This window comes from Pseudomonas sp. CYM-20-01 (genome assembly GCF_023169845.1).
Classification (GTDB): Bacteria; Pseudomonadota; Gammaproteobacteria; order Pseudomonadales; family Pseudomonadaceae; genus Aquipseudomonas; species Aquipseudomonas azotoformans.
The window spans coordinates 4,764,554-4,785,862 of the sequence record NZ_AP025169.1 but is presented as its reverse complement, the minus strand read 5'-3'; the positions used below and the strand labels follow the sequence as shown (position 1 = coordinate 4,785,862).

At 56.1% G+C, this 21,309-nt stretch carries 22 protein-coding genes, 1 tRNA gene and 1 pseudogene; 14 read left to right on the top strand and 10 right to left on the bottom strand.

Translation table 11 applies throughout. The features are described 5' to 3' along the window. The first annotated feature begins 9 nt into the window (after positions 1-9). The 3 genes from rbsK to M2497_RS21510 are packed head-to-tail and all read left to right on the top strand — an operon-like array spanning position 10 to position 2,382. Positions 10-927, top strand: coding sequence for a ribokinase (gene rbsK, locus M2497_RS21520; protein ID WP_248483042.1), 918 nt, complete (start codon positions 10-12; stop codon positions 925-927). Next, positions 924-1,328 (top strand): D-ribose pyranase, encoded by a 405-nt coding sequence (gene rbsD, locus M2497_RS21515; RefSeq protein WP_248483040.1) that lies wholly within the window; start codon positions 924-926, stop codon positions 1,326-1,328. Before rbsK ends, rbsD begins: the two co-directional genes overlap by 4 nt. Positions 1,329-1,353: 25 nt before the next feature. Further along, positions 1,354-2,382: a nucleoside hydrolase gene (locus tag M2497_RS21510; RefSeq protein ID WP_179029782.1), complete on the top strand. Its 1,029-nt coding sequence runs from the start codon at positions 1,354-1,356 to the stop codon at positions 2,380-2,382. 33 nt (positions 2,383-2,415) lie between these two features. Here M2497_RS21510 and M2497_RS21505 read toward each other — a convergent pair whose 3' ends face one another. Then, positions 2,416-2,628: a hypothetical protein gene (locus tag M2497_RS21505; RefSeq protein ID WP_010209115.1), complete on the bottom strand. Its 213-nt coding sequence runs from the start codon at positions 2,626-2,628 to the stop codon at positions 2,416-2,418. A gap of 170 nt (positions 2,629-2,798) precedes the next feature. Between M2497_RS21505 and M2497_RS21500 the strand changes: the two genes are divergently transcribed. Together M2497_RS21500 and M2497_RS21495 are read left to right on the top strand one after the other, a co-directional pair. Further along, the gene (locus tag M2497_RS21500; protein WP_071492213.1) at positions 2,799-3,107 is read left to right on the top strand and encodes a hypothetical protein; all 309 of its coding nucleotides are present in this window, start codon (positions 2,799-2,801) and stop codon (positions 3,105-3,107) included. A 144-nt stretch (positions 3,108-3,251) separates the two neighbouring features. Further along, positions 3,252-3,572, top strand: a complete 321-nt coding sequence (locus M2497_RS21495; protein WP_025857833.1) for an I78 family peptidase inhibitor — start codon at positions 3,252-3,254, stop codon at positions 3,570-3,572. Positions 3,573-3,645: 73 nt separating this feature from the next. On the opposite strand, the gene M2497_RS21490 is transcribed toward M2497_RS21495, so the two are convergent. Then, complete coding sequence (locus tag M2497_RS21490) at positions 3,646-3,858, bottom strand: cold-shock protein (RefSeq protein ID WP_003234260.1); 213 nt, start codon at positions 3,856-3,858, stop codon at positions 3,646-3,648. Positions 3,859-4,147: 289 nt separating this feature from the next. Next, the gene (locus M2497_RS21485; RefSeq protein WP_081049314.1) at positions 4,148-4,462 is read right to left on the bottom strand and encodes a hypothetical protein; all 315 of its coding nucleotides are present in this window, start codon (positions 4,460-4,462) and stop codon (positions 4,148-4,150) included. A 367-nt stretch (positions 4,463-4,829) separates the two neighbouring features. Between M2497_RS21485 and thrS the strand changes: the two genes are divergently transcribed. The 9 genes from thrS to M2497_RS21440 all read left to right on the top strand — a co-directional run bounded on the left by thrS (position 4,830) and on the right by M2497_RS21440 (position 12,285). Beyond that, positions 4,830-6,752, top strand: a complete 1,923-nt coding sequence (thrS, locus tag M2497_RS21480) for a threonine--tRNA ligase (protein WP_248483038.1) — start codon at positions 4,830-4,832, stop codon at positions 6,750-6,752. Then, positions 6,752-7,303, top strand: coding sequence for a translation initiation factor IF-3 (infC, locus tag M2497_RS21475; RefSeq protein ID WP_169850653.1), 552 nt, complete (start codon positions 6,752-6,754; stop codon positions 7,301-7,303). The genes thrS and infC overlap by 1 nt, the downstream gene beginning before the upstream one ends. Before the next feature lie 60 nt (positions 7,304-7,363). Further along, positions 7,364-7,558, top strand: a complete 195-nt coding sequence (gene rpmI, locus M2497_RS21470; RefSeq protein WP_002553160.1) for a 50S ribosomal protein L35 — start codon at positions 7,364-7,366, stop codon at positions 7,556-7,558. A 30-nt stretch (positions 7,559-7,588) separates the two neighbouring features. Beyond that, a complete protein-coding gene (gene rplT / locus M2497_RS21465; RefSeq protein WP_002553161.1) occupies positions 7,589-7,945 on the top strand; it encodes a 50S ribosomal protein L20 in 357 nt (118 codons plus the stop codon). Between the two features lie 108 nt (positions 7,946-8,053). After that, on the top strand, positions 8,054-9,070 hold the full coding sequence (gene pheS / locus M2497_RS21460; protein ID WP_003192486.1) for a phenylalanine--tRNA ligase subunit alpha: 1,017 nt from the start codon (positions 8,054-8,056) through the stop codon (positions 9,068-9,070). Between the two features lie 26 nt (positions 9,071-9,096). Continuing rightward, on the top strand, positions 9,097-11,475 hold the full coding sequence (pheT, locus tag M2497_RS21455) for a phenylalanine--tRNA ligase subunit beta (protein WP_248483036.1): 2,379 nt from the start codon (positions 9,097-9,099) through the stop codon (positions 11,473-11,475). Between the two features lie 3 nt (positions 11,476-11,478). After that, a complete protein-coding gene (ihfA, locus tag M2497_RS21450; RefSeq protein ID WP_002553164.1) occupies positions 11,479-11,781 on the top strand; it encodes an integration host factor subunit alpha in 303 nt (100 codons plus the stop codon). Continuing rightward, positions 11,762-12,118, top strand: coding sequence for a MerR family transcriptional regulator (locus tag M2497_RS21445; RefSeq protein WP_010209127.1), 357 nt, complete (start codon positions 11,762-11,764; stop codon positions 12,116-12,118). The genes ihfA and M2497_RS21445 overlap by 20 nt, the downstream gene beginning before the upstream one ends. Before the next feature lie 90 nt (positions 12,119-12,208). Next, a tRNA-Pro gene (locus M2497_RS21440) sits at positions 12,209-12,285 on the top strand. 913 nt (positions 12,286-13,198) lie between these two features. On the opposite strand, the pseudogene M2497_RS21435 reads toward M2497_RS21440, so the two are convergent. The 7 genes and pseudogenes from M2497_RS21435 to prpF all read right to left on the bottom strand — a co-directional run bounded on the left by M2497_RS21435 (position 13,199) and on the right by prpF (position 21,300). Continuing rightward, positions 13,199-14,361 (bottom strand): annotated as a pseudogene (locus M2497_RS21435) (IS3 family transposase). A gap of 132 nt (positions 14,362-14,493) precedes the next feature. After that, the gene (locus M2497_RS21430; protein ID WP_248483034.1) at positions 14,494-15,531 is read right to left on the bottom strand and encodes an AbrB family transcriptional regulator; all 1,038 of its coding nucleotides are present in this window, start codon (positions 15,529-15,531) and stop codon (positions 14,494-14,496) included. 71 nt (positions 15,532-15,602) lie between these two features. Then, entirely contained in the window at positions 15,603-17,246 is a 1,644-nt protein-coding gene (locus tag M2497_RS21425) for an acetolactate synthase large subunit (protein WP_248483032.1), read from the bottom strand. A 106-nt stretch (positions 17,247-17,352) separates the two neighbouring features. Next, positions 17,353-18,105, bottom strand: coding sequence for a transporter substrate-binding domain-containing protein (locus M2497_RS21420; RefSeq protein ID WP_248483030.1), 753 nt, complete (start codon positions 18,103-18,105; stop codon positions 17,353-17,355). After that, positions 18,102-18,815, bottom strand: a complete 714-nt coding sequence (locus M2497_RS21415; RefSeq protein WP_248483028.1) for a TerC family protein — start codon at positions 18,813-18,815, stop codon at positions 18,102-18,104. Before M2497_RS21415 ends, M2497_RS21420 begins: the two co-directional genes overlap by 4 nt. Positions 18,816-18,848: 33 nt before the next feature. After that, entirely contained in the window at positions 18,849-20,075 is a 1,227-nt protein-coding gene (locus M2497_RS21410; RefSeq protein WP_248483026.1) for a lactonase family protein, read from the bottom strand. A gap of 76 nt (positions 20,076-20,151) precedes the next feature. Further along, on the bottom strand, positions 20,152-21,300 hold the full coding sequence (gene prpF, locus M2497_RS21405; RefSeq protein WP_248483024.1) for a 2-methylaconitate cis-trans isomerase PrpF: 1,149 nt from the start codon (positions 21,298-21,300) through the stop codon (positions 20,152-20,154). Positions 21,301-21,309: the final 9 nt, after the last annotated feature.

Below are 21,309 nucleotides of genomic sequence, written 5' to 3'. Positions count from 1 at the left end.
TACTGATGTATGCCAGCAAAAGTAGTGGTAATAGGCAGCTTGAACATGGACCTGGTCACCCGTGCCAGCCGGTTGCCCCGTGCCGGTGAAACCTTGATCGGCCAGACATTCTCAACCGTGCCTGGTGGCAAGGGTGCGAACCAGGCGGTAGCCTCCGCACGCTTGGGGGCCGATGTGTCGATGATCGGCTGTGTCGGCAGCGATGCCTATGGCATCCAGTTGCGCGATGCGTTGGTGGTGGAAGGCATCGATTGCCAGGCCGTCAGCACCGTGGACGGTTCCAGTGGCGTGGCCTTGATCGTGGTCGATGACAGCAGCCAGAACGCGATTGTGATCGTGGCGGGCAGTAACGGCGAACTGACGCCAGCCTCATTGCAGGCGTTTGATGCGGTGCTGCAGGCGGCTGAGGTGATCGTCTGCCAGCTGGAAGTGCCGATGAATACGGTGGGCTATGCCCTCAAGCGCGGTCGTGAGCTGGGCAAGACGGTGATCCTCAACCCTGCACCGGCCAGCGCGCCGTTGCCGGCTGAGTGGTACGCCTCGATTGATTACCTGATACCCAATGAAAGCGAAGCTGCCGCACTGAGTGGTGTGGCCGTCGACTCCATTGACAGTGCCAAGGCTGCGGCCACCCACCTGATCCAGGCGGGCGCCGGCAAAGTCATCATTACCTTGGGCTCCCAGGGCGCACTGTTTACCGACGGCCTGAATTTCGAGCACCTGCTTGCGCCCAAGGTCAAGGCGGTAGACACAACGGCAGCGGGTGATACGTTCGTCGGTGGCTTTGCGGCGGCGTTGGCCAACGGCAAGAGCGAGGCCGAGGCCATTCGTTTTGGCCAGGTCGCGGCGGCGTTGTCGGTCACCCGCGCCGGTGCGCAACCCTCTATTCCAACGCTGCACGACGTACAAGGTTTTGTGCCCTCATGAAAAAGACACCTCTGCTCAATATTGCCCTGTCGCGCGTGATCGCCTCGCTTGGGCATGGTGACATCCTCGTGATCGGTGACGCTGGCCTGCCGGTGCCGCCGGGTGTCGAGCTGATCGACCTGGCGTTGACCCAGGGCATCCCGGATTTCATCAGCACCTTGCGTATCGTGCTCAGCGAGATGCAGGTTGAACGCCATGTGCTGGCGGAAGAAATCCTGCTCAAGCAACCACCGGCTTTGGCCGAGCTGAATGCGCTCACAGAACAGGCGGCCATCGGTGAGCGGCGTCTGGTCAGCCATGACGAATTCAAGCAGCTCACTCACAACGCGCGCGCGGTAGTGCGCACCGGTGAATGCCAGCCCTACTGCAATATCGCGCTGGTGTCCGGCGTAACGTTCTAGCGTTCTCAACGACAAGGAGTGTTTTATGCAATATGGTCTTCCAACCCTGAAAAACCTGTTCCGGAGTGTCCTGCTTTTGTCTGCGCTCACTGCTGCAAGCGCCCAGGCGGCGGAAAAAATCGACCTGATCATCGACACCGATCCAGGTGCTGACGATGTGGTCGCATTGCTGTTCGCCATGGCCTCCCCGGATGAGCTGAACATTCGCGCGCTCACCACCGTCGCCGGCAACGTGCGCCTGGACAAGACCTCCCGCAATGCACGCCTGGCCCGTGAGTGGGCGGGGCGCGAGGACATCCCGGTGTACGCTGGTGCGCCCGCACCGCTGCTGCGCACGCCGATCTACGCCGAGAATATTCACGGTAAGGAAGGCATTTCCGGCGTCACCGTGCATGAGCCGAAAAAGGGCCTGGCTGACGGCAATGCGGTTGATTACCTGATCAAGACCCTCAGCACTGCCAAGCCGCACAGCATCACCATCGCGATGCTCGGCCCGCAGACCAACCTGGCGCTGGCGCTGACCCAGGCACCGGAAATCACCCAGGGCATCAAGGAGGTCGTTGTGATGGGCGGCGCGCACTTCAACGGCGGCAATATCACGCCGGTGGCGGAGTTCAACCTGTTCGCCGACCCGGTTGCGGCTGAAATTGTGCTCAAGAGCGGCGTCAAGCTGACTTACCTGCCGCTGGACGTGACCCACAAGGTACTGACCAGCGAAGCCCGCCTGAAAAAGATCGCCGACCTCAAGAACAACGCGAGCAAGGTGGTTGGCGATATTCTCAATGAATACGTCAAGGGCGACATGGAGCACTACGGCATTCCCGGCGGCCCGGTGCATGACGCCACCGTCGTGGCTTACCTGCTCAAGCCTTCGCTGTTCAGCGGTCGTGAAGTCAATGTGGTGGTGGATAGCCGTGAAGGTCCAACCTTCGGCCAGACCATCGTCGACTGGTACGACGGCCTGAAACAACCGAAGAACGCGTTCTGGGTGGAGAACGGTGATGCCCAGGGCTTCTTCGATCTGCTGACCGAGCGCCTGGCGCGTCTGAAGTAATGGGTTGACCGGTCGGCGTGCGCCAGCCGGTTCTTATTCGCGCTCGGGGTCGTGTGCCCCCATGTGATCGGCCGGGTATTTCTCGAATATCTGGCCGATGAACGCTTGCGCTGCCTGCGTACCCAGTTCCTTGACCAGCAGGTCGATGCCGATAATCGCCAATTCCTCTGGGCTGCCGGGGCTGTATGAGCTTTGTCCTTGGGGCCACTTGGCTTTGATATCGGCTTGGAGCGTTACGGTGGTCATGAAGGTCTCACGGGGCTGAAAATACAGGGCAATGCGCTGGAACGCGGTTCTTACCCGGCCAGTTAACCATTTTGCATTGCGTTTGGCACTGATACTTAGGCATGGGGCGGTTCGGCATGACGTTACTGCTGTGCGACACTGTCCGCCTGTTTAATTGCCGGGGACACCACGTGCAGATCGATTTGAACAACCCCGAGAACCTGACACTGGCGAATGTGCGCCAGCTTCTCGCCAGTGCCAGTGACGACGAACATGCCCAGTTGCGGGTGACCAAGGCCGGAATCGCCTATATCTCTTCAGGAAGGGTTGTAGGTGGCGTGGATATCGACGGCCTGCTGTTTCGCCTGGAGACCTGGGCCAAGGGCTCCGGATACGTAGGTAATGTTGCCGCCAGTGATGAAGTCTGGGTGACACAGATCTTCAATGCTCTGAAGGAAAACTGGCCGAAGCCGGCATTCGACTACATCGACATCTACTGAGCACATTCATATCCGGTCACGATTGAGCGGGCGAATGCCTGTCCCGACTCAGGCAAACTTGCCCGGCGGCGGTTTACGTCTTGAAACCAATCCGCCCAATCGCTGTCGCACGATCTCTGTCCATTTTTTATCATAGGAGGCTTCATGCCTTGGAAGCTCGCATCATTCGGTACTTTGTTGGCGGCACTCGCATTGGCGGGTTGCAGCACCCCGGGTGCCTCTGAGCCAGCCAAAGACGCCGCCGTGGCCGATGCCGGTCATAGCCGCTGTGAGTCGAAAGCCGCCGAATTCACCATCGGCCAGAAAGCCTCGCCCCAGTTGCTGGAACAGGCGCGTACCCGTGCCGGTGCGCAGAACGCACGTATCCTCAAGCCTAACGACATGATCACCCTGGAATACCGCTCCGACCGCCTCAACCTGAACACCGATGACAACCTGGTGATCACGCGGGTCAATTGCGGCTAAGTCTCTCAAGGCTTTTGCAGTGCCCATAAAAAACCCCGTCACATGGACGGGGTTTTTTTAGCTCAGCGGAGAATTACTCGCCGCGAACCTGTGCAGCTTGCATACCCTTTTGGCCTTTCTCAGCCACGAAGGAAACGGTTTGGCCTTCTTTCAGGCTTTTGAAACCGTCGCTTTCGATAGCTTTGAAGTGTACGAACAGGTCGTCACCGCCACCTTGAGGAGTGATGAAGCCGAAGCCTTTTTCATCGTTGAACCATTTAACGGTGCCGGTTTGGCGATTAGACATGGTGTATCTCCAAGAAACATATATTTTCAGTAGTGCTGTGCTGCTCAGGCCAACTGGGCACACCGGGCTATCATAGTCGAAATGTTCGGCTTGGGAGCCCCCCCAAGGCATTGTTTGCTAATCAATAGCGTTGCGTTTAATACCTGTCCCGGCTGAAAGCCCCGATCTACGGGGCTTTCGCTCGAAATATCAACTGGTAAAAAAAGCCGTAAAAGCTGCGTATTTTGTGAGAAATGGCAGTTTTCAGGCTGTTTTGCCCGATAAAAAGCCGTCTGATCTGTGGCCGATCTTACTTTTTCTTCACGACTTTGCAGGACGAAATAGCCGCGACCGCTTTGTTTTTAAGCTCAGGCTTGGCGTTCGGGTTGGTCATGAGTTCCTTGATTTCTGCAGTGCTCAATTCGGCATTGATTTTGTCAGCGCCACATTCGCAGTGGTCTTTGGCGGTCTTGACGTCTACGTTCTGGCTGGCGGCTGCGCTGCAGTCGTTGACGAAGCTGTCACGGGCACCGGCTGGCCAGTTCGACGGGGCGGCTGCCTGTGCACCGAGGGAAAGGAGGGTCAGGGAAGCGGCGAGAGCGAGGGTAGAGGTAAAACGCATCATGAGGATGCTCCTTTGGGTCGAGGACGAACGGCGATTCTCAGTGGGTTTGAGGCATTGCGTACAGCTCAAGTTCACTTTTGCGGCTATAAAGCGCGGATTTTGTCGTTACACAAGATAGCAGCGCCGCGATGACCGTTCATCTGTGCTAGCATCTTGCGCTTGGCTATTTCCAGGCGCGCCAATTGCCGCCTTGCCATGTTCTTTTTAGCTCACTCCAGTCACTCTGGTTCGATTATCGGTTGGCCGAAAGGCTCCTGCCGCTGTAAGGCAGGCGTTCATCATTGAACGGCCTGGTGTTGGATCTTGTACTGGCTCATCCCAACCCACGTGACCTTTGGTAGGGGTCACCACTAGGAGAGGAGGCGCCATGCCAACTATTACTCTTCCCGACGGCAGTCAACGTTCATTCGATCATTCGGTTTCCGTAGCCGAGGTCGCCGCATCCATTGGTGCAGGCCTGGCCAAGGCTACCGTAGCCGGCAAGGTCGACGGCAAGCTGGTCGATGCCAGCGACCTGATCACCTCCGATGCCAGCCTGCAAATCATCACGCCCAAGGATCAAGAGGGGCTGGAGATCATTCGCCACTCTTGCGCGCACTTGATTGGCCATGCGGTCAAGCAACTGTACCCAACCGCGAAGATGGTGATCGGCCCGGTCATCGACGAAGGCTTCTATTACGACATCGCCTACGAGCGTCCTTTCACTCCGGACGACCTGGCGGCCATCGAACAGCGCATGCACCAGCTGATCGAAAAAGACTACGACGTGATCAAGAAAGTCACGCCGCGTGCCGAAGTGATCGACGTGTTCACCGCCCGTGGCGAAGACTACAAGCTGCGCCTGGTGGAAGACATGCCGGACGAGCAGGCCATGGGCCTGTACTACCACGAAGAATACGTCGACATGTGCCGTGGCCCGCACGTGCCGAACACACGCTTTCTCAAGTCCTTCAAGCTGACCAAACTGTCCGGCGCCTACTGGCGTGGCGACGCGAAGAACGAGCAACTGCAGCGGATCTACGGCACCGCCTGGGCTGACAAGAAGCAGCTGGCGGCCTACATCCAGCGCATCGAAGAAGCCGAAAAGCGCGACCACCGCAAGATCGGCAAGCGCCTGAACCTGTTCCACCTCCAGGAAGAAGCGCCGGGCATGGTGTTCTGGCACCCGAACGGCTGGACCCTGTACCAGGTGCTTGAGCAGTACATGCGCAAGGTTCAGCGCGAGAACGGCTACTTGGAGATCAAGACACCCCAGGTCGTTGACCGCAGCTTGTGGGAGAAATCCGGGCACTGGGCCAACTACGCCGACAACATGTTCACCACCCAGTCGGAAAACCGCGATTACGCCATCAAGCCGATGAACTGCCCGTGCCACGTGCAGGTGTTCAACCAGGGCCTGAAGAGCTATCGCGAGTTGCCGATGCGCCTGGCTGAATTCGGTGCCTGCCACCGTAACGAGCCATCGGGTGCGTTGCACGGCATCATGCGCGTGCGCGGCTTCACTCAGGACGACGCCCACATCTTCTGCACCGAAGAGCAGATGCAGGCTGAATCCGCCGCGTTCATCAAGCTGACCATGGATGTATATCGCGATTTCGGCTTTACCGACGTCGAGATGAAGCTGTCCACTCGTCCGGAAAAACGCGTCGGCTCCGACGAACTGTGGGACCGCGCCGAAGCTGCACTGGCCGCTGCGCTCGACAGTGCGGGCCTTGCGTACGATCTGCAGCCGGGCGAGGGCGCTTTCTACGGTCCGAAGATCGAGTTCTCGCTGAAAGATTGCCTTGGCCGCGTCTGGCAGTGTGGTACCCTGCAGCTCGATTTTAACCTGCCGATCCGTCTGGGCGCTGAATATGTGTCCGAAGACAACAGCCGTAAACACCCGGTTATGCTGCACAGGGCGATCCTTGGCTCGTTCGAACGGTTCGTCGGGATCCTGATCGAGCACTACGAGGGTGCATTCCCTGCGTGGCTGGCTCCGACCCAGGCAGTGATCATGAATATCACTGATAAACAGGCAGATTTTGCCGCTGAGGTTGAAAAAACACTCAACGAAAGCGGATTTCGTGCCAAGTCCGACTTGAGAAATGAAAAGATCGGCTTTAAAATCCGCGAGCATACTTTGCTCAAGGTTCCCTATCTTTTGGTTATCGGAGATCGGGAAGTCGAGATGCAGACTGTCGCTGTGCGTACTCGTGAAGGTGCTGACCTGGGCTCGATGCCCGTCGCCCAGTTCGCTGAGTTCCTCGCGCAAGCGGTTTCCCGGCGTGGTCGCCCAGATTCGGAGTAATTATTATTAAGCGTGAAATGAGACAAGATAAACGAGCTGCACCGAAAGCCCCGATCAACGAGAATATCTCGGCACGCGAGGTTCGGTTAATTGGCGCTGACGGCGAGCAGATTGGCATCGTCTCGATTGATGAAGCGCTTCGTATCGCTGAAGAGTCCAAATTGGACCTGGTGGAAATCTCCGCCGACGCAGTCCCGCCTGTTTGCCGGGTGATGGACTACGGCAAGTCGATCTTCGAGAAGAAGAAGCAGATTGCTGCGGCGAAGAAGAACCAGAAGCAGATTCAAGTAAAAGAAATCAAGTTTCGTCCAGGGACGGAGGAAGGGGATTACCAGGTAAAACTGCGCAACCTGGTACGTTTCCTGAGTGATGGGGACAGGGCCAAGGTATCCTTGCGATTCCGCGGCCGTGAGATGGCCCACCAGGAGCTGGGGATGGAACTCCTCAAGCGGGTTGAAGCTGACCTGCTCGAGTACGGTTCGGTCGAACAGCATCCTAAGATGGAAGGACGCCAGCTGATCATGGTCATCGCCCCGAAAAAGAAGAAGTAATCAACAGGGCACGGCAGGCCTTCTGATTATGTTTATCAACTGAATGCGGAGTATCCGAACATGCCAAAGATGAAGACTAAAAGTGGTGCTGCTAAGCGGTTTCTGAAAACTGCTAACGGTATCAAGCACAAGCACGCTTTCAAGAGCCACATCCTGACCAAAATGTCGACCAAGCGTAAGCGTCAACTGCGCGGTAGCAGCTTGCTGCATCCGTCTGACGTGGCAAAAGTCGAGCGCATGCTGCGCCTTCGTTAATTTTTGGATCAAGAATAGAGGAAGTAACTCATGGCTCGTGTAAAGCGTGGCGTCATTGCCCGTAAGCGTCACAAAAAAATTCTGAAACTTGCTAAAGGCTACTACGGCGCGCGTTCACGCGTATTCCGTGTTGCCAAGCAAGCGGTAATCAAGGCAGGCCAATACGCCTACCGTGACCGTCGTCAGAAAAAACGTCAGTTCCGCGCTCTGTGGATCGCTCGTATCAACGCCGGTGCACGTGTTAACGGTCTGTCCTACAGCCGTTTCATTGCTGGCCTGAAAAAAGCGTCCATCGAGATCGACCGTAAGGTTCTGGCTGATCTGGCAGTGAACGAAAAAGCGGCGTTTGCTGCGATTGTCGAGAAAGCTAAAGCCACCTTGGCTTAAGTACCCCCGACAGTCACCCTGGGTTACTCTGTAGCCCAAGGTGTTAAACGTCATAAATAGGGGAAGAGCCTTCAAGCTCTTCCCCTATTTTGTATCTGGAGTCTGTACATGGAAAACCTGGACGCGCTCGTCGCTCAAGCCCTTGAGGCTGTGCAAAGCGCTGAAGATGTAAATGCCCTGGAGCAAATCAGGGTTCACTACCTTGGCAAAAAAGGTGAATTGACTCAGGTGATGAAGACCCTGGGGAATTTGCCGGCTGAAGAGCGTCCGCAAGTCGGTGCGCTGATCAACGTCGCCAAGGAGCGTGTCACAGAGGTGCTCAATGCACGCAAGGCGTCGCTCGAGGAGGCCGATCTTGCGGCCAAGCTCGCCGCCGAGTCCATTGACGTAACCCTGCCTGGCCGTGGTCAGGCCTCGGGTGGCCTGCATCCGATCACCCGGACTCTGGAACGTATCGAACAGTTCTTCACCCACATCGGCTACGGCATTGCCGAAGGCCCTGAGGTCGAAGACGACTATCACAACTTCGAGGCGCTCAACATCCCAGGCCACCACCCGGCCCGGTCGATGCACGACACCTTCTATTTCAACGCGAACATGCTGTTGCGCACCCATACCTCGCCGGTACAGGTCCGCACCATGGAAGCGAACAAGCCGCCGATCCGCATCGTCTGCCCAGGCCGTGTGTACCGCAGCGACTCCGATATCACCCACTCGCCGATGTTCCACCAGGTCGAAGGCCTGCTGGTTGATCGCGACATCAACTTCGCCGACCTCAAGGGCACCATCGAAGAATTCCTGCGGGTGTTCTTCGAGAAGGAGCTGGCGGTGCGTTTCCGTCCTTCGTTCTTCCCGTTCACCGAGCCGTCCGCTGAAGTCGATATGGAATGCGTGATGTGCAGCGGTAAAGGCTGCCGCGTCTGCAAACAGACCGGCTGGCTGGAAGTGATGGGCTGCGGCATGGTTCACCCCAACGTGTTGCGCATGTCCGGCATCGATCCGGAAGAATTCTCGGGCTTTGCCTTCGGCATGGGTGTAGAGCGTCTGGCCATGCTGCGTTACGGCGTGAACGACTTGCGTCTGTTCTTCGACAACGACTTGCGGTTCCTCGCGCAATTTCGCTAGTCGTAACGAATCTTTAGGAGAGCAGGATGAAATTCAGTGAACAATGGCTGCGTGGCTGGGTAAGCCCGCAGGTAGGTCGCGACGAGCTGGTTGCTCGTTTGTCGATGGCCGGTCTTGAGGTCGATAGCGTTACTGCGGCGGCCGGTGTTTTCAGTGGCGTAGTGGTGGGTGAGGTGCTGAGCACCGAACAGCACCCGGATGCCGACAAGCTGCGTGTGTGCCAGGTCAGCAATGGCGCGGAAACCTTCCAGGTCGTGTGCGGAGCGCCCAACGTGCGCCCGGGCCTGAAGATCCCGTTCGCCATGATCGGTGCCGAGCTGCCAGGCGACTTCAAGATCAAGAAAGCCAAGCTGCGTGGCGTCGAGTCCAATGGCATGCTGTGTTCCCAGGCCGAGCTGCAAGTCGGCGAGGGCAATGATGGCCTGATGGAACTGCCGGCCGACGCGCCCGTGGGCCAGGACATCCGCGTTTACCTGGAACTGGAAGACGCCAGCATCGAGGTCGACCTGACTCCGAACCGTGGCGACTGCCTGTCCCTGGCCGGCCTGGCGCGTGAAGTGGGCGCGTTGTACAACGCCCCGGTCACGCGTCCGGCCGTTGCTGCTGTACCCGCTGTGCACGACGAAGTACGTCCGATCGACGTGCTGGCACCCAACGCTTGCCCGCGTTACCTGGGCCGTGTAATCCGCAACGTCGACCTGTCCAAGCCAACCCCGCTGTGGATGGTTGAGCGCCTGCGTCGTGCTGACGTGCGCAGCATCGACGCTGCCGTCGACATCACCAACTACGTGATGCTGGAGCTGGGTCAACCGCTGCACGCGTTCGACCTTGCCGAAATCAACGGCGGCATCCGCGTACGCATGGCAGAAGAAGGCGAGAAACTGGTGCTGCTCGATGGTCAGGAAGTCAGCCTGCGTGCCGATACCCTGGTCATCGCCGACCACTCCCGCGCCCTGGCAATTGCCGGCGTGATGGGTGGCGAGCACAGCGGCGTATCTGCGACCACTCGCGACGTATTCCTCGAAAGCGCATTCTTCGATCAGATCGCTATTGCCGGCAAGGCCCGTTCCTATGGCCTGCACACCGACGCCTCGCACCGCTATGAGCGCGGCGTGGACTGGAACCTCGCCCGTGAAGCCATGGAGCGCGCCACTGGCCTGCTGCTGGAAATCACCGGCGGCGAAGCCGGCCCAATCACCGAAACCGTCAATGAACAGTTCCTGCCGTCGGTTGCGCCGATCACCCTGCGCGCCAAAAGCGTCGAGCAGATGCTCGGCCTGGTGATCGCACCGGCTGAAATCGAGCAACTGTTGTCCGCCCTCGGCCTGGGTATTTCCGCAGGCGGGGAAGGGCAGTGGACCGTTGAAGTACCAAGCCATCGCTTCGATATCAGCCTGGAAGTCGACCTGATCGAAGAGCTGGCTCGCCTCTACGGCTACAACCGCCTGCCGGTTCGTTACCCGCAAGCGCGTCTGGCGCCGCAACCTAAGGCCGAGGCGCGTGCGCATTTGCCTGAACTGCGTCGCCTGCTGGTTGCCCGTGGCTACCAGGAAGCCGTGACCTACAGCTTCATCGATCCGAAGCAGTTCGAACTGTTCAACCCGGGCGTCGAGCCGCTGTTGCTGGCAAATCCGATATCCAACGACATGGCAGCCATGCGTTCGTCCCTGTGGCCAGGCCTGGTGAAAGCACTTTCCCATAACCTGAACCGTCAGCAAGACCGTGTGCGCATGTTCGAAAGTGGCCTGCGTTTCGTTGGTCAACTGGATGGCTTGAAGCAAGAGCCGATGTTGGCCGGTGTTGTTTGCGGTAGCCGCCTGCCCGAAGGTTGGGCGCAGGGCCGCGATGCCGTGGACTTCTTCGACGTCAAGGCTGACGTGGAAGCGGTGCTGGGCTTTGCCGGTGCACTGGACGCGTTCACCTTCGTACCAGGCAGCCACCCGGCGTTGCACCCGGGCCAAACTGCACGCGTTGAGCGCGAAGGGCGTTTGGTAGGCTTCGTCGGCGCCATTCACCCTGAATTGTCGAAAACCCTCGGTCTTGATCGTCCGGTATTTGTGTTCGAACTGCTCCTGGCTGAAGTGGCTTCGGGCAAAATGCCTAAATTCAGCGAGCTGTCGCGCTTCCCTGAAGTGCGTCGTGACCTGGCGCTGATTGCCGATCGTGAAGTAGCCGCCACTGCCGTTCTGGATGTAATTCGTGAAAATGCAGGGGAATGGCTGACAGACCTCAGGCTATTTGACGTCTATCAGGGTAAAGGTATTGATCCGCATAGAAAAAGCCTTGCAGTTGGCTTGACCTGGCAGCATCCATCGCGCACTCTTAATGACGATGAGGTGAATACCACGACACAAAATATCCTCACCTCGCTCGAACAAAGGTTGAACGCCACGTTAAGGAAGTGACGTATGGGGGCTTTGACGAAAGCTGAGATGGCGGAACGTCTGTACGAAGAGTTGGGTCTGAACAAGCGCGAGGCCAAGGAATTGGTCGAGCTGTTTTTTGAAGAGATCAGACACGCTCTGGAAGACAACGAACAGGTCAAATTGTCCGGTTTCGGCAATTTTGACCTGCGGGACAAACGCCAGCGGCCTGGCCGCAATCCAAAAACGGGAGAAGAAATCCCGATCACGGCTCGCCGTGTGGTCACCTTTCGTCCAGGGCAGAAGTTGAAGGCCCGAGTTGAGGCTTATGCTGGAACCAAGTCATAACGACGAGCTACCCGTCATCCCAGGCAAACGCTACTTCACCATTGGTGAAGTCAGCGAGCTCTGTGCGGTAAAACCGCACGTGCTGCGCTATTGGGAGCAGGAGTTTCCTCAACTCAACCCCGTCAAACGCACCGGGAACCGTCGGTATTATCAGCGCCAGGATGTGCTGATGATCCGACAGATCCGCGCGTTGCTCTACGACCAGGGGTTCACCATCAGCGGCGCGCGCCAGCGTATGTCCGGTGATGAAGCCAAAGACGACACCACCCAATACAAACAAATGATCCGCCAGATGATCGCCGAACTCGAAGATGTGCTGGTGGTTCTGAAAAAGTAATTCCGGCTTTTAAAATACTTCCACATTTCAAAAGCTTGCGGTATATTCCGGTTCGCTTCGTCAAGAAGCAAACCCAGTAACACGCCTAGTCGGGGCGTAGCGCAGTCCGGTAGCGCACTAGCATGGGGTGCTAGGGGTCGAGTGTTCGAATCACTCCGTCCCGACCATATAATTCAATGAATTAGCCCAATCTGGGAAGGTTGGGCTTTTTCATGTCTGAAAAAATACTCCCACATTTACTCCCACGAATATTCTGGATCCTGGTGGCTCCGACATCTGTCGACGGCATCGTGATCTATTACGTTTTCAGCGAATTATCTCAGCATGTCGATGGCATCGACATCCATCAGCATTTTCGACGATTTTTCTGGATATTCACGGGAGCGATAACCGAAGAACATTTTGACTTGGCTCTAGCGCAGTATTTCAGCGCGGAGTATTGAGACGATATCCCCAATTTCCCCCCAGTCGTGGCGGCTGCGCGGGCGATCGCGAGTGGCGATCTCTAACACAGAGCCGGGTGGTCGTCCGCGGCTTTCAGTGTACGTCAGGCTCGGCTTGCAGGGGGGCTGGATGATTGGTAGCCATGGGGCTGCATTAGATGCTGAGTTGGGGCTTGAGTTTGTCAGCGCTTCTCTGGAATCATTATGAAGTCCGTCGAGTGGCAATCGCTGTAAAGTTCGAATTTCTCCGCTTCCAGTTTGTTACAAGCCCCGATAATGATGCCATATCGTGTGCATCAAACGCTCAGATTTGGAGCACCCTTGGGGGCAGCTGGCAGGCGACCTTCCACCCAGGCAAATTTGTTTTTCCAGTGAACTGACTACCGAAGGTGTTGCCTGGCGGGCGATCGAACCAATTTTGCACACACTTGCCAATTCAAGCGTATTTGAACAAGCAGGGGGGGGCGCCGGATAGCCTTTACAACAGGGTGAGCGACATGTTGATTTCAACGATGTTGCTCAATCAGCCACATTCGCATTTGCAACGCAGTCCGCACTTGGAGCGTATTGATAGCGCACGGTTAAGGCGGGCCAAGTCGTTCATGCTGGAAAATTTGGAAGCGCCGCTGTGAACTGGTCAACTAATCCCGGACACGACGTTAAGTTTTTTCTCGGCCTGAGCCGGGGACAGCCCATCGTTGAACTGGTGCGGTCCAGTCCAGTTGTACCGATGCATCAGGTAATGACTGATGTCTCGGTTCGCCTCTTGAGCCGTCATGTAGCCCACGCTCGGTATCCATTCAGTTTTCAAACTGCGAAACACACGCTCCATCGGCGCATTATCCCAACAGTTTCGACGACGGCTCATGCTTTGGCGCAGGCTGTAACGCCAGAGCCGTTGGCGAAACTGGCGACTGCCATATTGCGAGCTCTGATCCGAGTGAAACAGCAGTCCTTGAAGCCGGCCACGCTGCTCGTAAGCCATATTCATTGCCTTGATCACCAAGTCCGCGTCCGGTTTGCTCGACAGCGCCCAACCCACAACTCGGCGCGCGTAGAGATCCAGCACGACAGCCAGGTAATGCCATTTCCCTTGGTCCCAGGTGTAGGTGATATCGCCACACCAGACTTGGTTGGGTGCCGGCACTTCAAACTCTCGATTCAAGATGTTCGGAATATCCGGCCGCTCAACCGTCGCTTGTTTGTAAGCATGTGATCCAGGTTGTTTGCTGACTAACGCCAGCTCCCGCATCAGACCACGCACTTTGAACCGTCCGATTTGCTCAACATCTTCCTGCATCATCGACACGATGCTGCGGCTGCCGGCGGCGCTCCGACTTTGTGTGAACAACTCATTGACTCGACTGCGTAACCGAAGTCGCTCAACGTCCGGAGTTCGACATCTGAGGCGGTGGGCGTAGTAGCACGAACGAGTGATATCAAAGACCACACAAAGCCAATCAACTGGCTCTTGGGTGCTCAGTTGATCAATCAGCGCGTGTGCTCGTGCTCCTCCGAAATCAAGAGCGCGGTAGGATTTTTTAAAATGAATTTCTCCCGCTCAAGACGAGCGATCCGGGCTTCCAACTCCTGGATATTCTGCTTCTCGGGCGTGAGCGCTTTTGTCTGCTGAGTAACACCACTGCGCTCCTGCTGGAGTTGATTAATTCAGCGACGCAACGCGGATTCGACCACCCCGAGCGAGCGGCAGGCCTCGATATAGCTATCGCCTTGATCGAGCACGAGAGCTGCGGCCTCGCGTTTGAATTCAGCGGAAAAGGAACGACGTTGCTTGGTCATCAGACACCTCTATCTGGTGAGCATTCTCGCCTATATGGGTGTCCGGTTTCATTAGACCACTACACTACATGCAAGATGCCTATTGGCGAGGCGCCTTTGACCACAGCCCTCCGATACAACGATTAGACTCTCTCACTTTTCTCGCTTAAGCCATCTCCGATAAATAGGTTCCGCGAGAAAGAGAACGAGCAGTATCCTCAGAGTTTGCATCGCCGTTACCAACGGTACAGCTAAATGCAGTGTTTCAGCCGTCAGGCTCATTTCCGCGATACCACCTGGCATCATCCCCAACGTAAAGGATCTGATGTCACCGTCGACAATCCATCCTATTCCAGCAGCCGCCACCGAGGCGGTTATGACCATCGCGCAGGTCGAGATAAAGCTCCTAGCAAGAAACGCAGGGGCATAGCGGAAGAATGACCGCTCGAAGAAACACCCCAAGCTGCTTCCGATCAAAAGCTGACCTAACTGGCTTGCTCCGAACGGTAAGCCTATGTGCAAATCAAACCAGGTGCTCGCCCCAGCGGTGACCAACAACGGCCCGAATAACCACGGGTTGGGCTGGCGAAAGTGTTGAAGTAGCCAAGCCGCTACTCCACCTATGACAAACACGGGTCCTAACCAATACCAGTCGACTGGTAAGGAGGTGTGCTCAAGATTCGTGTTACTGACGAGCAGTTTGAACACCGCCGGCACAGTCAGCACCACCATCACGACCCGCAGTGTCTGGGCAGCCGCAACATGGCTCAATTTCGCCCCGTTGCGCTGGCCCAAATTGACCATTTCAGCGGAACCGCCAGCCATAGATGAGAAGAACGCAGTCGCCTTGTCCTCCCCTCCTTTGCGCATGAACCAAACACCCACACCACTCACTGCTGATGTAATCAGCGCGCCCACCAAAATGGGAAAAATATTGAGGGCTATCTGCTCCATCACGTACGCATTGAAGTGAAGACCAATCCCGATACCAACGATCCACTGACCTGTTTTACGGCCTCCTGGCAACGGCTGAAGATTCAGAGGAGTGAAGCATTGACCCAACAAAACCATTACCAATGAGCCAATCATCCATGGCAAGGGCCAGTGGGCATAGGTAGCAAGCACGCCCCCAACGCCCCCAAGTGCAAGGGTGTATAGAAAACTGCCCCACTGTGGTTTCGTCGCGCTCAAGGGGATCTCCTAATGACTGAGGGAAAGTGTCAGATGATCAGCCCACCTAGGTAGGCTGATGCTTCCAAGGCTCAGATGGACAAGCTGCGCTCGCGCAATTCTGAATTGAGAATGCGGTCGTTCTCGGAGTAATCGACAGGACAGTCGATCACATGCACCCCAGGCGTATTGATGCATTGCTCGAGCAATGGGCGCAGACCGTCAGCACTTTCTACACAGTGACCTTCAGCACCATAGGCTTCTGCATACTGCACAAAGTCGGGGTTGCCGTAGTCCAAGCCATAGTCGGCAAAGCCCATGTTGGATTGCTTCCAGCGGATCATGCCGTAGCCATCGTCACGCAGGATCACCACAGTGAGGTTCATCTTCAGGCGAACCGCAGTCTCCAGCTCCTGGCTATTCATCATGAAGCCGCCGTCACCACACACCGAGATAACGGGTCGATCAGGGTAGACCAGATGAGCAGCCATAGCCGACGGAAGACCAGCCCCCATGGTTGCGAGCGCATTGTCGAGCAGCACAGTGTTGGGCTTATGGGCTTTGTAGTTGCGAGCAAACCATATTTTGTAGATGCCGTTGTCCAGAGCAACGATGCCCTTCGAGGGCAGAACAAGGCGAATGTCAGCCACCAATCGCTGCGGGTAGACTGGGAAGCGGTCGTCGTCAGCACCTTCGGCAATCTGTGCCTCATTGGCCTCGCGGATTGTCATCATCCGCGTGAAATCCCAATGTGAGGTTTCATCAAGAGCTTCGCCGATTTGCCAAATAGCGTTGGCGATGTCGCCAATCACTTCGACCTGTGGAAAGTACACCGGGTCAACTTCGGCTGACCGGAAATTGATGTGGATGACTTCAGTACCGCCGCGAACCATGAAGAACGGTGGCTTCTCGATAACGTCATGGCCTACGTTCACGATCAGGTCTGCTGCTTCTACCGCGCGGTGCACGAAATCGCCAGATGACAGTGCAGCGTTTCCAAGGAAGCGTGGGTGACGCTCGTCGACAACCCCTTTGCCCATCTGTGTGGTAACGAACGGGATACCAGTCTTGTCGATCAGCTGTTTGAGCACCTTGGCAGTCATCTTGCGATTTGCGCCGGCACCGATCACCAGGATCGGGCTACGAGCTGACTGCAATTTTTCGACAGCGGCCTCAATGGCCTTGTGCTCGGCGAGCGGACGTCGATGCAGGCTTGGTGGAATCGGCAGGCTGTCGGTTTGCTCGGCGGCAATATCTTCCGGCAGTTCGAGATGCACGGCCCCGGGCTTCTCTTCCTCCGCCAAGCGGAAAGCTTCGCGTACACGGGATGGGATGTTGTCAGCCGAGGCCAACTGATGGGTGTACTTGGTCAACGGCTGCATCATGCCGACCACATCCAGAATCTGGAAACGACCTTGTTTGGATTTCTTGATTGGTTTTTGACCGGTGATCATCAGCATGGGCATGCCGCCAAGGTAAGCGTAGGCGCCGGCAGTAACGAGGTTTGTTGCACCAGGGCCTAGAGTCGACAGGCTCACTCCAGTCTTGCCAGTCAAACGTCCGTAGGTTGCCGCCATGAAGCCCGCTGACTGTTCATGGCGAGTCAGCACGAGCTTGATTTTGGAGCGACGGAGCGATTCGAGAAGATCGAGATTCTCTTCACCAGGGATACCAAAAACGTACTCGACGCCTTCACTTTCCAAACACTGAACAACGATGTCCGAAGCCTTTGCCATTTTCTGCTTACCTTGAAGTAATGAGGACGACAGTCGCCCTGCATATCCGAGTAACGGATGAAAAGTATTACTTGGATGGCCCGCAATTGCAGGCGAAGGAGCGGTCTTAAATAGGAGAAGTTGGTAAATTCGGTAGTACAACACGGGCGTCACTTTGACCGCTCTCAACCAACGCTTGGGCTACAAAGCCATCCCTCACAAAATGGCTGAGAAAACTCTCGATGAATTTGGCCGCGATTTTCCTTGCCTTCGGGACAGCTATCGCCTGGCGAATTTCCGTAAAATTATCTGCCAGCACTCTTACTCCTGGGGTGGAGCTGGCGAATCGCTCCAACGGTTGTCGAACCCCAGCTGCCGCCTCCAGCCCCTGCTCAAGGAAGAGATCAACAGCACTCGCTGATGTCTCCCCTCTAACAAGCTGTGCATGCCTCAGGGTACGTGAGAGATACAGATCGTAAGCGGCACCACGGCCTACCGAAATCCTGTGGCCTTGCCCATCCAGGTCAGAGGCTTTATGGAACGGACTATCCATGCGGACGAGGTAGGTGCCATCGATGCTCACATAAGGACTTGAGAAGGCGATCTTCTCCGCGCGCACCGGCTCGATGGCCAAAAACGCCAAGTCCCAGAGTCCGTCCTCCAAGGCAGCAAATACTTTTCCAGCAGCATCATATGGAGTTAGCTTGGCAGCGATGCCCAACTCGTGAGCCAGTGCATTAGCGAGCGCAACGGAGACGCCACCCAAGTTGCCGGTGGTTTCATCACGTTGGGCCAGGACAGGATTGCCTAAATTGATGGCCACCCGCAGCTCACCGCTTGGAGCTAACTCACCGCATACAGCAGCAATATCGAAAGTCATGACTGTTCACCTCTCTCAGGCTCTGGAGACAGACCGCAGTCAGCTTGCTGACGCCTCTTCAAAAGTAACCCAACAATCAAGACCAGTACCGCACCGACAGTCCCAGCAGCGTAATGCGACCAGGACAGGAGGCTTGGCAGGCTGATATCACCGACAGCCATGCTGCCAGCGATCCACCCAAGCAATGCTGCTCCGAGCGTAATGACCATTGGAAATCGATCCATGAAATGAAGCACCAGCTTGCTGCCCCAGATGATGATAGGGATGCTGATGACGATGCCAAAAATCACCAACTCCAGGCTTCCATCGGAGGCCCCCGCGACCGCAACGACGTTATCCAAGCTCATGACGGCATCAGCGACGATGATCGTTTTGATTGCTCCCCACAGCCGTGGACTGGCCGCAAGGTTGTCATGCGCATCCTCCTTCTCGGGAATCAGCATCTTGATAGCGATCCAAAACAGCAGCGCCGCACCGATGAGCTTGAGGTAAGGCAACTCCAACAATTGCAGTGCAAAGAAAATCATCACAATGCGAAGCAAGATGGCGCCTGCTGCACCGCCAATAATGGCGCGATTGCGTTGAGCTTTCGGGAGCTTGCGGCACGCCAATGCAATGACTACAGCATTGTCGCCTCCGAGCAAAATATCGATGGCGATGATTTGCGCCACGGCCAACCAGAACGTTGGCGAATTCAAGAGTTCGATCAAGGTAGGTACTCCAGCCCGAGGCTAATCAGCCTGTCAGGTCGTTTTAAATATCATGCAAACCGGGCTGCCGGTCTTAATCATCTGGCCATTTGCACTCAGGCTCCCGGTGTTTCTGTCTACGTCGAAAGCGACAATATTGTCGGTCTCCTCGTTGGCAACAAACAGGCGAGTGCCATCTGGGGTCAGATTCATGAAGCGCGGCTTACGGCCTTGTGAGGGCGTGTGTCCTTTTGCAATAAACTCTCCACCTTCATTGATTACAAAGGTGGCCACGCTATCGTGCCCACGGTTCGAGACATATAGGTGCTTGCCTGACGGAGCCAGGACGATGGCCGCAGCTCGGCTGTTACCAGTGAAGGACGACGGCAAGGTGGAAAGAATTTGCTTCGGCGTAAGCGCCCCTTGATCTGCCTCGTAGGCGTAACCCGTGACACTGCTGTCGAGTTCATTTACGACATACGCATGACGGGCGTCTGGAGCGAAGACAATATGGCGTGGGCCTGAACCTTCTCTCGCTTTGATCATGCTGACCTGAGTTGCTTCAAGTTTCGCGTTATTGTTTCGGACGCGATAAACGAAGATCGCATCAAGGCCCTTATCAGGAACGACCACGTACCGCCCTGAAGGATCAAACGGAATCATGTGGGGGTGACTGCTACCTTGTTCGACCTTATGAGGGCCTGCTTCACCCGGAAGCGATTCGGCATGGGATAAGTCACCCAGGCTTCCATCATCCTTGATAGGAAATAAGGCGAAGCTGCCTGTCGCGTAATTAGCAACAGCCAGAAATTTATTGGTGGGATCAACGCTGAGATGAACGGGATTCTTACCTTGAGTACTGACGGAATTGAGTTTGGTCAGCACGCCAGTGTTTGTATCAATAGCGAAAGAGGTGACTTCACTCTGATCGCCATGAACGCAGTAGAGATGAGTTTGGGAGTTGTCAAAGGCTAGAAACGACGGGTTCACCAAGTCATCAAGCGTTTGAACCAGTGCGCACGCCCCAGTCTCTGGATCGTATCGATAAACTGTTATACCTACGCCGCGAGCATTTCGCTCTTTGGTTGTCCTGGATCCGACGTATGCAAACCGGGGAGCCTGAGCGGCTTTATTGTTCGCCATTTTGTTGTCATCACTCGAAGAAGCTGCGCTTGCAGGAATGTTGAAGAGGCCTGCCACGATCCCACCTGCCGCAATGGCAGAGAGCTGAACGAATCGGCGGCGTTGCATGAGGTAACCTGGGAATTCGGAAGAGTTCATGAGATGGATCTCTTTTGTTTTTATTATCGAATTCAAATGCGTGATGCCGAGCTGAGCTCGGCATCACAGTGGCAAATCAGATGACTTCGGGGATACGTACCCAGCCTTCCATCAGCCGACGAGCACTACGGCTCATGACAGCTTTTTCAACCACCCAAGCTCCGTCCTCCAAGGCTGTTTTCGCCCCCACGGCGACGCTGCCTGCGGTGTGGCCCATGCGTACCTGGCGGTCACCGATATCACCAACAATGCGATTGACAAGCGTCCCATCAAGCGCCGCCGCGACAGCAACAGCCACGGCTCCGGTACCAGTGATCGCGTGATGAAGCTTGCCCATTGAGAGAATCCGCGCGATCACGTCGATATCGTCTGGCTTCACCTGTTTGCCACCAGCGGCCTGGTAGGCTTGAGGCTTGGCAACCATGCAAAGCTTTGGAGTGTGAGGACGCAATCGCGTGGCTTCTTCCGCCGTCTCAGCCAATCCCATGGCTACTGTGCAGTGGGCACGAATGGTTTCAAGCCGTGCAAGCAGCTGAGCATCACCATTTACCTGGTCTTGAGTTTCGGTGCCCTTAAGACCCACCTTATCTGCATCGATGAAGATGGTTGGGTTACCAGCATTGAGCAGGGTCACTGGCAGATTCCCGATGCCTGGGATATCCAACTCATCCACGGCATTTCCTGTCGGCAGAATGCTGCCATCTGAACCGCCTGGGTTCAGAAACTCCAGGACGACTTCAGCTGCAGGAAAGGCTACTCCGTCGAGTACAAAGTCACCTTCCTCCTGAACCTCGCCATTACGCATGGGAACATGGGCAATGATTCGCTTCTGAATATTGGCCTGCCAGATCCGGATGACTGCAATACCGTCGCGAGGTGCATCCACCAGACCTTCGGAAATCGCATATGGGCCGACCGCCGAGCTCAAGTTTCCGCAGTTACCCGACCAGTCAATTACAGGAGTCTCGATAGCCGGAGCACCGAACAGGTAATCCACATCGCAGTCCTCCCGTGTGGATTTGCCAATAACCACCACCTTGCTGGTGCTGGAAGTTGCGCCACCCATACCATCGATCTGTTTGCCGTACACGTCGGGGCTGCCAATCACACGAAGCAGGATCGCATCACGCTCGGCGCCTGCTGGTGGCAGGCTCTCGTCAAGGAAGAACACACCTTTGCTCGAACCGCCACGCATGTAAACAGCAGGAATACGTCTTTGGGTCATTACAAATTT